At 47.8% G+C, this 7,036-nt stretch carries 9 protein-coding genes and 1 pseudogene; 6 read left to right on the forward strand and 4 right to left on the reverse strand.

The genetic code is table 11. The features are described 5' to 3' along the window. Positions 1 to 473: pseudogene (locus tag AC54AF_RS26660) on the forward strand (phage late control D family protein); the annotation flags it as partial. A gap of 125 nt (positions 474 to 598) precedes the next feature. On the opposite strand, the gene AC54AF_RS26665 reads toward AC54AF_RS26660, so the two are convergent. The 4 genes from AC54AF_RS26665 to AC54AF_RS26680 all read right to left on the reverse strand — a co-directional run bounded on the left by AC54AF_RS26665 (position 599) and on the right by AC54AF_RS26680 (position 5,350). Beyond that, complete coding sequence (locus AC54AF_RS26665) at positions 599 to 3,100, reverse strand: hypothetical protein (protein ID WP_496638992.1); 2,502 nt, start codon at positions 3,098 to 3,100, stop codon at positions 599 to 601. Beyond that, positions 3,097 to 3,672, reverse strand: a complete 576-nt coding sequence (locus AC54AF_RS26670) for a GIY-YIG nuclease family protein (RefSeq protein WP_496638993.1) — start codon at positions 3,670 to 3,672, stop codon at positions 3,097 to 3,099. Before AC54AF_RS26670 ends, AC54AF_RS26665 begins: the two co-directional genes overlap by 4 nt. A 372-nt stretch (positions 3,673 to 4,044) precedes the next feature. Further along, on the reverse strand, positions 4,045 to 4,899 hold the full coding sequence (locus AC54AF_RS26675; protein ID WP_496638994.1) for a BRCT domain-containing protein: 855 nt from the start codon (positions 4,897 to 4,899) through the stop codon (positions 4,045 to 4,047). Positions 4,900 to 4,906: 7 nt separating this feature from the next. Then, a complete protein-coding gene (locus AC54AF_RS26680) occupies positions 4,907 to 5,350 on the reverse strand; it encodes a helix-turn-helix domain-containing protein (protein ID WP_034785842.1) in 444 nt (147 codons plus the stop codon). A gap of 80 nt (positions 5,351 to 5,430) precedes the next feature. Between AC54AF_RS26680 and AC54AF_RS26685 the strand changes: the two genes are divergently transcribed. The 5 genes from AC54AF_RS26685 (at position 5,431) to AC54AF_RS26705 (ending at position 6,874) form a co-directional block, all read left to right on the forward strand. Continuing rightward, a complete protein-coding gene (locus AC54AF_RS26685) occupies positions 5,431 to 5,634 on the forward strand; it encodes a ribbon-helix-helix protein, CopG family (RefSeq protein WP_496638995.1) in 204 nt (67 codons plus the stop codon). Positions 5,635 to 5,644: 10 nt separating this feature from the next. Further along, positions 5,645 to 5,848: a hypothetical protein gene (locus tag AC54AF_RS26690; protein ID WP_035820909.1), complete on the forward strand. Its 204-nt coding sequence runs from the start codon at positions 5,645 to 5,647 to the stop codon at positions 5,846 to 5,848. 37 nt (positions 5,849 to 5,885) lie between these two features. Next, the gene (locus tag AC54AF_RS26695) at positions 5,886 to 6,074 is read left to right on the forward strand and encodes a hypothetical protein (protein ID WP_046682347.1); all 189 of its coding nucleotides are present in this window, start codon (positions 5,886 to 5,888) and stop codon (positions 6,072 to 6,074) included. Further along, on the forward strand, positions 6,071 to 6,334 hold the full coding sequence (locus AC54AF_RS26700; protein WP_070300963.1) for an Ogr/Delta-like zinc finger protein: 264 nt from the start codon (positions 6,071 to 6,073) through the stop codon (positions 6,332 to 6,334). Before AC54AF_RS26695 ends, AC54AF_RS26700 begins: the two co-directional genes overlap by 4 nt. A gap of 120 nt (positions 6,335 to 6,454) precedes the next feature. Further along, positions 6,455 to 6,874 (forward strand): hypothetical protein, encoded by a 420-nt coding sequence (locus AC54AF_RS26705; RefSeq protein WP_496638996.1) that lies wholly within the window; start codon positions 6,455 to 6,457, stop codon positions 6,872 to 6,874. Positions 6,875 to 7,036 lie beyond the last annotated feature (162 nt).

Here is a 7,036-nt window from a genome sequence, read left to right on the forward strand (position 1 = left end):
CGCGCGCGGCGGCCGTGGCCGAATGGCAGCGCATCCTGCGCGGCCTGGCCACCTTCGAAATGAGCCTGGCGCTGGGCAACCCGGCCGTGTTCCCGCAATCGCCCGTCACCGTGACCGGCTTCAAGCCCGAGATCGACGCCACCGAATGGCTATCGGTGAAGGTCACGCACAGCCTGGGCGGCAACGGCTTTACCACGCGGGTGGAGTTTGAAACGAAAACGGAAGCGGTGGAGGCCGAACGAGAGGACGAGAAAGACCCGGACGAAGGCATCACGGGCGTGTTGGCCCAGTGGAAGGACGTGGCGGCGAAGAAGAAAAAAGCGGGGCAGGAGCAGGCCGGCGCCACGGGCAAGCTCAAGACGCTGGAGCACGTTTACAAGAGCAAGCAGGGCGCGAAGCGGGCTGCCCTACACGCATGGAAACATATTGACGAGGTTCGAGAGATCATTCGGGAGAATAGGGAGGAGCCTTGAAGGCACGTACCAGCGCAGGGGCAGCAAGGCAACTTGACAGCATGAAAATGCCAAAATCTCAAACGGCTATTTGTTCCAAGACAAATTTGCGCATATCGCAATACTGCAAACCCTGACGTGACCGCTTATTGGAAGTATTTCTGGACCCGCTCCCCACTCCAACCAAATTCGCCAGAAAACTCATCAAAATCGGGCACGTCTTGAGCAACGCAAATCTTTAACTTGCACCATGGTCCAATTTTTTCCTCGATTACTTTCACTGCTTCAGAAAGCTTTAGCCTAATTTCTTCAACATCCTGACCCTCCGCGCAATATCTTTCAAAAGAAAGAAACGCGATATCTGGCCTCAGAAGGCCAATGACTTTCACGAATTTTTCAATATTTTCAGCTTTATTGACGAACATCGAAACACTACGCTTTACTTCAACAGCATAAAATTTACCATCCACGACACATAAGATATCGATTTCATTTTGATTTTGAATATCCCCTTCCTTTTCATATAGATTCACTTCTGGTAGATACCAAAAAGATCTTGACCTCGATTCATTTTGAAGGAATCCGAGTGACCAAAGCACAGGCATTCCGGAGTGTTTCTGAAGTGAACGATAAACAAACTTATTTAATTCATACTTCCACTCCATATCAATAGGAACAAGGTAACTATTTTTACAAATGTCACACTCATTTCTTATCTTCATATTATCAAAACTACGAGAATTCATATGTCCGCAATATCTGCACGACCAATGCGCAACCTGATAAAAAACATTCGATCTAATCAAATACTCAAGAGAATCTAACAAGCCGTCATAAAGATATTCCTTAGTCGTTTTTTCACTAGCAAACCTATTAGCCTTCATTACTTTCTGAACTATTTCACGCCCAGCTGGGACAAGGCCATTAAGTTTATTCATATCAAATGTTAATGGCATCACCGAATCCACTCTTGCTTGTGTAAAAACAGATCGCCAAAAACTATTAGTTAGAATTTCAAAAGAAGTAGTCAGATTATCAAACATTGAAATCACGCCACGTAGATTTTGTCCCTTATCAGAAACAACCAAATCCGCGTACCCAAGCTTTGGAGCTAGCGCACGCAAATCATCCTCGGCGTATGAAAAATAACCTTCTAAAATTAGATTCCGAAAGAAAGTTTCATCTGAAGGAAGACTTACATCATAAAAACTTGGTGTCTTAATCGCTTGATTTGCAAAATTGCGTAGCCTGGTTTCCGGAACTAATGCTATGCGACCACCAAGTGTAGGTCTAGCCAACCGTGTCGTAAACATACGCGCCAGTCTGTGACGTTGTGGCAGCTTCCACGTATCAATAACGTTTGAATATTTTGAAAAATTATTATGCCGCTGGATATCTAACTCAACAATCCACTGACCGCGATTTATCCAAGCTTGTTGTGGTGACATATAAATAAAGTGAGCGGGATCGTTGGCAATTACTTCACTAGTCTCTGTATCTAGTTTAAGAGTTATCGAATCAGAAGATGGGCTACTGTTCACCGCTTCCAAATCTCTTGCGCTAGGAATCGCCAGCGCACCGGGCTCCCGACCAACACCGACCAAATTCCAGGTATGCGACTGAACTTTTTCCTTAATAACGGTCAAAACTTCGATTGAAACACTGCTACTATATATATTTACAAGGTATGGTCCAGCACCATTTCCTATAAAATTATTCTTATTTAGATACTTACCCAGCTGCAAAATCAGATTATCGTCATCAAAAAATTCCAAATCCAATATCATTGCATTTGGCACGTCACTCCAAACATTACCAATATGGCGCGAATTCCAAAAATTAATGCGATCGAGCGGGCTATTTCCAATAAATAACAAAAATGTAGAATTCCAAATCACTGACTCTACACGAGGCATACCGGAGCTATTTGCCATCGCCAAATTGGAAATAGGCATGGCTTTACGATCAGTTATAGCCTGAAAAGCTTCCAGCTTAGATAAACAGCGTTCAGTACCTGCCTGTATGTGAGGAGGAATGTCGGGTGGAACTAAGCACAGAGTCCTGAACAGGCCTGGAATTTCATGCGTGCTTTGGTGGAGCTGAAGTCCGGTACCAAAGTTATCGGCTAGAAAACGGCAACTTGGCTCCGTTAAGAATTGAGTAAAAATCATTGGCTCCTGGTGCTCATTATGATTTTTAATTCTTGAATAACTAGTGGGACTCTTAATTGTACTAACAGAAGAAACAGGTTGCAAATAAGCATCCCAGTTAGGCAGAAAGGAACGCCAGCTTACATGGTCTTCATTCTGATTAAACGGTTGATTTTTTAAAAAAGAAATTGGGCAACAAAGCTGAGAAAGTTTTTCAATGAAATTGACATTCAAATCAACATAAGAGTATATGAAATCTGGGTCATAACATTTAATCCACCCCTCATATCCATCATCCAAAAAACCGTCATATTTAGTTGGGATAATCAAAGTATAGACCCCAGCCCATCGCGTATATGATTCGAAAAAAACAGCATCAATATTTATACTATTTAGATTCTCGTCTTTAAAATTTACCAAGTACACGATTTTGAATGGTCGATTTATTGCTCTTGCCTCAACTGTTTTTCCAAGGCTTTTATTTTGACTAAAATTCATATATTGCCGCCAAATCGGCTGGAAAGCGTTCTGACGTGCTCACGAATCATATCGTTCGGGAACCTAGGCAAAGTTCCTTTGTCATTTCCTAGCTTTAGCAAACAAAGAACAACGTCGTCCAATGCGTTATCCCCCAGTTCCGGCTGCAATTTGTTGGCTTGATATCCACCAAAAAGTCCTACAATCGACTCAAGAATTTTCCGTAACGCCTGGTCTGGACATGGCAGCACTCTTACTCGAGTCCAGTACCCCCACCAGTTACTCTTATTGTGCTCACCAAACCGCTCCGTGAATGGTCGTCTCGTCTCCCCTACGTAGAGCGGAGTATCCTGCTCACCATAAAACGCATATACCCAACCATAATGGTTCGCCAGTGCGTCAACAATCGTTTCATCGCGCCGTACCAAATAGCCATTTGAGTGAAAAAATTCGTACAGAACTCCGGCAGTTCCAAATAAAGACACTTCAAGCGGTTCTAACGACGATCTTAATTTACGAAGCATATTATTCGCGTCCGAATCCGTCATTAATGGACGAAAAGCAGTCAATCGATTATCTTCTTCTATCTTCATTCTTAGACTCTTCAAGTTTCACAACTATTAGGTATACAAAATTATTTTTTCTTTTGCGATATCCCAATGTGAGTTATATTTTTCCGCTACGGCCTAAATATATTTTACAGTTTTATCCACTTTTCCAACTCCCGCCGTTGGGATATTCACTCGTTAACACGAACTACACAGCAATTTAACGCGCGAAACGAACAAAGTCCATTTCCAGCCAATTATGAACCAGAGCATTCTTTTTCCACATTGTCCAATACTTCCCGCACATGATAAAAAATTGCAGGAAAGGTAAATACATACATTTTCACGTCGGAGAAAATACAACTCCTTGCCAAGTCTAGTAAATCGACAGTTACGCTCTTTAGGTTCTTTCAGTTGTCAGCTTGCCGCAATTCGTTTTTTAAAATCGGATTCCGAAATCGCATCAATTCCGATCGAGTCAGCTTTGCTCATTTGTACACTCCCAGCCATTGGCCCAGCGATCAAAATATCCAGCGAAGAGCTAAACTCCGTGCGTACCTGCCAACCTGCCGCCCTAGCCATTGACTCCAATTCGCAGCGTTTGGTATCGCGAAAACCTACAAAATATGCCGCTGTCTGCCATTGCTTTCGATTGGATTTATCCATTGGATAGCGTTTGATCCCAACCGGGCGATGAGGAGCACCATCAGTAACGAATCTGTTATTGGGATGGAGGCGCATTGCACTCGCCCACCTGCCGATTCGTTGAATTTCTCCTGTCCTTAGTGAAGTCACCTTGCCACGAATACGCCGTAAAGAAAAAGTTCGCTTTCCCTGTCTTGCATGGCAATGACCTTCCAAATAATCCGCATCAACTGCCCATACCGAGACATGCCGCGTTACATAGCCAAAGCCATGAGGACTCGGATAGGAGAACTGAATTTCGTCAACATCCGTTGCTTCGCCTTGACACTCTCTCTTCGACTTTTTCTTGGTACGTGGCGGAACAGGAGCAGCTTGCACTTCAACTTCGGCTGGACTAATTTGTAGAACATTCTCGCTAACCAAAGACACTGTTTGCGGAGCCGCAATCCGCTCAGGTGAGCACGAAGGATTTCTCACCTTTGCACCAGATACGCATCGTTGAATATGATGCAATAGGGAGCCGCACGGCTCGCCCGCTTCAAGCGCTCGCTTCCGAGGATTCCAGCTGCTGAAAATTATGCAGACCAAACAACCTGCAATTACAATAAGCATAAGAAGGTAAATCATTTGCAGACTATTTTTCCTTTTTTCGTCCGCTGCCGGCCACATTAAAAGTCTGCGGTCCAATGATATTCCCCACGAAATTTTGGCCAATCTTGCCGTGGGTTTCAACGTGTGGGGCATTCCCTGCTTGGGATGCCGGGGGCGTTGGCGAGCGCATGCCGCTAATCATCCCAAGTACGCCCGCTTTCCCGCGAACGTCCATACTTCGATAGCCAGTCAACAGTTCATGCTCGTCCGCAGGCAACGCAGAAAGCGCATGCTCTCCTGTCAGCAAATACAACACATCCACTCCAGCCGCAGCAACGGCCGCCAAATAGTCAGAGTCTGGCGTACGAGAGCCGTTTTCATAGTTGAACTGGGCCCCTTTTTTTACCCCACCAAGGGCAGCAAACTCGTCCTGATTGAGGCCGAGGCGCTTCCGTTCTTCCTTAAGACGATCAAAAAAATACTTCATTTGAGTACAAATACCTTTCCAAATCACTCAAATGAGTGATATATTTACGCCATTCCGTAGCGATTACAGATCATAACATTATGAATAATTTGTCAAAAGTCGGACGCATTACCAAAGGCGTCACCTCCCAACCGCTTGGCGTTCGCCTGGCGCCTGACGAGGTAAAGGAAATCGAAACTCTTGCCGCAGCTCAACAGCGGTCACGCGCATGGCTCCTTCGCCTCCTGATTCTGCGCGGCCTCGCCGACTACAAGCGCGAACACGCATCCAAATCCACCCACTAAGGACAACGTCATGTACCCCGATGCAAAACGTATCCGCAGCCACCGCGTCATGCTGCGCCTCGATGACTATGAGCACCAGCTCGTTTCTTCGATCGCCAACTACCAAGGCGAAGAGCTTGCGGTGCTGGTGCGCCAGATCGTGATGCGTGAAGCGCTGGCCGTGATCGCCTTGGATGACGCCACTATCGACAGCGTACAGCGTCGCAGCGTTTAAACCGAGTCACTTTTGAGCAACTCTAAAGTTACAGAAAATGCCAGACCATCAAATTAACCTCAATGACGAAGAGCGCGCGGTGCTGGAACTCGTGCGCCAGCGCCAGGGGCTGGCAAGTATCGATCAGGCGGCTGAATGGCTCGTCAAGTCGCGCTTACGCATACAGTCGAAAAACATGACAGGTCGCGGTCGCGCCCTGTACCAAGTGGAAAGAAAGCTGAAATGAGAGTCATCGGCCTGCCCTGCCCGCATTGCGAATACACCGTCCGCGCCGTCAAAAGCCGCACGATGTCCGCCATGTTCAAGGAAATCACCTACATGTGCCAGAACCCCGAATGTGGGCACTCCTTCGTGGCAGGCCTGGAAGTACTGCGCACCCTCTCGCTGTCCGCCATGCCCAAGCCGGATATCCGCATCCCGATGTCCCAGCATGCGCGCACGGCGGCCACCAGCCAGCTGGCCCTTGACCTGACTGCGGGCTGCTGATGACTATCCCGATCCTCGCGCCGCCATAGCCCGGCCGCCGTAACTCCCTTCTTTTGCTGTGCCCTGCAGCGCTCCCTCTTGAGCGTGCGGGATTCGTTCAACCTGAAATAAGGAAAACCGATGGAAACCACGCTGCACGCCACCAGTCACGCCGACATCCCGGCAATGCCGAAACCGGGCCGTCCGGCCCTTGAAAAATGCGTCGTGCCTGTCGCGCCAACCTGTTTCCTGTTGCTGGCCAATGCTCAAACTCGCACCCGAACTCCCGACAGCATTGCCGTGCTGTCCGATTATCTCCGTGAGATCGTCAAGACCTATAACGCCTACGGTGCGGCCAATCTGACCTTCATCATCAGCGATCTGCAGGCGCTGCAGCATGGCGGCTTCTTCTTGCCAGACAGCCAGCGCGCCCTGGTAGGTGGCTTGCCCATCGAGCTGCGCTACCTGTTCGCCAGTGAATCGGGCGTCGTGCAATGCAGCAGCTCATCGCGCACGCTGACTTACTGGGCCAAGTATTTTGCCAAGGAAGGAGCACGCTGATGCTGCGCCTGGCCAAAACCTGCGGCATCTGGCTGCTGTCGCTCCTGATCGTCATTACCCCTGACGTGCTGCGGGCCATCGGCGCCATCAAGGACTGAACCATGCCCGCGTCCCTTATCGACAATCACCTGTCCTTCCAGCCTGCCGCCGAGATTCTGGCCG

The organism is Janthinobacterium sp. JF4 (assembly GCF_059617925.1).

Bases quoted from the DNA above. Each gene is read 5' to 3' on its own strand.
- AC54AF_RS26665 (WP_496638992.1), bottom strand. From the start codon at position 3,100: ATGAATTTTAGTCAAAATAAAAGCCTTGGAAAAACAGTTGAGGCAAGA.
- AC54AF_RS26670 (WP_496638993.1), bottom strand. From the start codon at position 3,672: ATGAAGATAGAAGAAGATAATCGATTGACTGCTTTTCGTCCATTAATG.
- AC54AF_RS26675 (WP_496638994.1), bottom strand. From the start codon at position 4,899: ATGATTTACCTTCTTATGCTTATTGTAATTGCAGGTTGTTTGGTCTGC.
- AC54AF_RS26680 (WP_034785842.1), bottom strand. From the start codon at position 5,350: ATGAAGTATTTTTTTGATCGTCTTAAGGAAGAACGGAAGCGCCTCGGC.
- AC54AF_RS26685 (WP_496638995.1), top strand. From the start codon at position 5,431: ATGAATAATTTGTCAAAAGTCGGACGCATTACCAAAGGCGTCACCTCC.
- AC54AF_RS26690 (WP_035820909.1), top strand. From the start codon at position 5,645: ATGTACCCCGATGCAAAACGTATCCGCAGCCACCGCGTCATGCTGCGC.
- AC54AF_RS26695 (WP_046682347.1), top strand. From the start codon at position 5,886: ATGCCAGACCATCAAATTAACCTCAATGACGAAGAGCGCGCGGTGCTG.
- AC54AF_RS26700 (WP_070300963.1), top strand. From the start codon at position 6,071: ATGAGAGTCATCGGCCTGCCCTGCCCGCATTGCGAATACACCGTCCGC.
- AC54AF_RS26705 (WP_496638996.1), top strand. From the start codon at position 6,455: ATGGAAACCACGCTGCACGCCACCAGTCACGCCGACATCCCGGCAATG.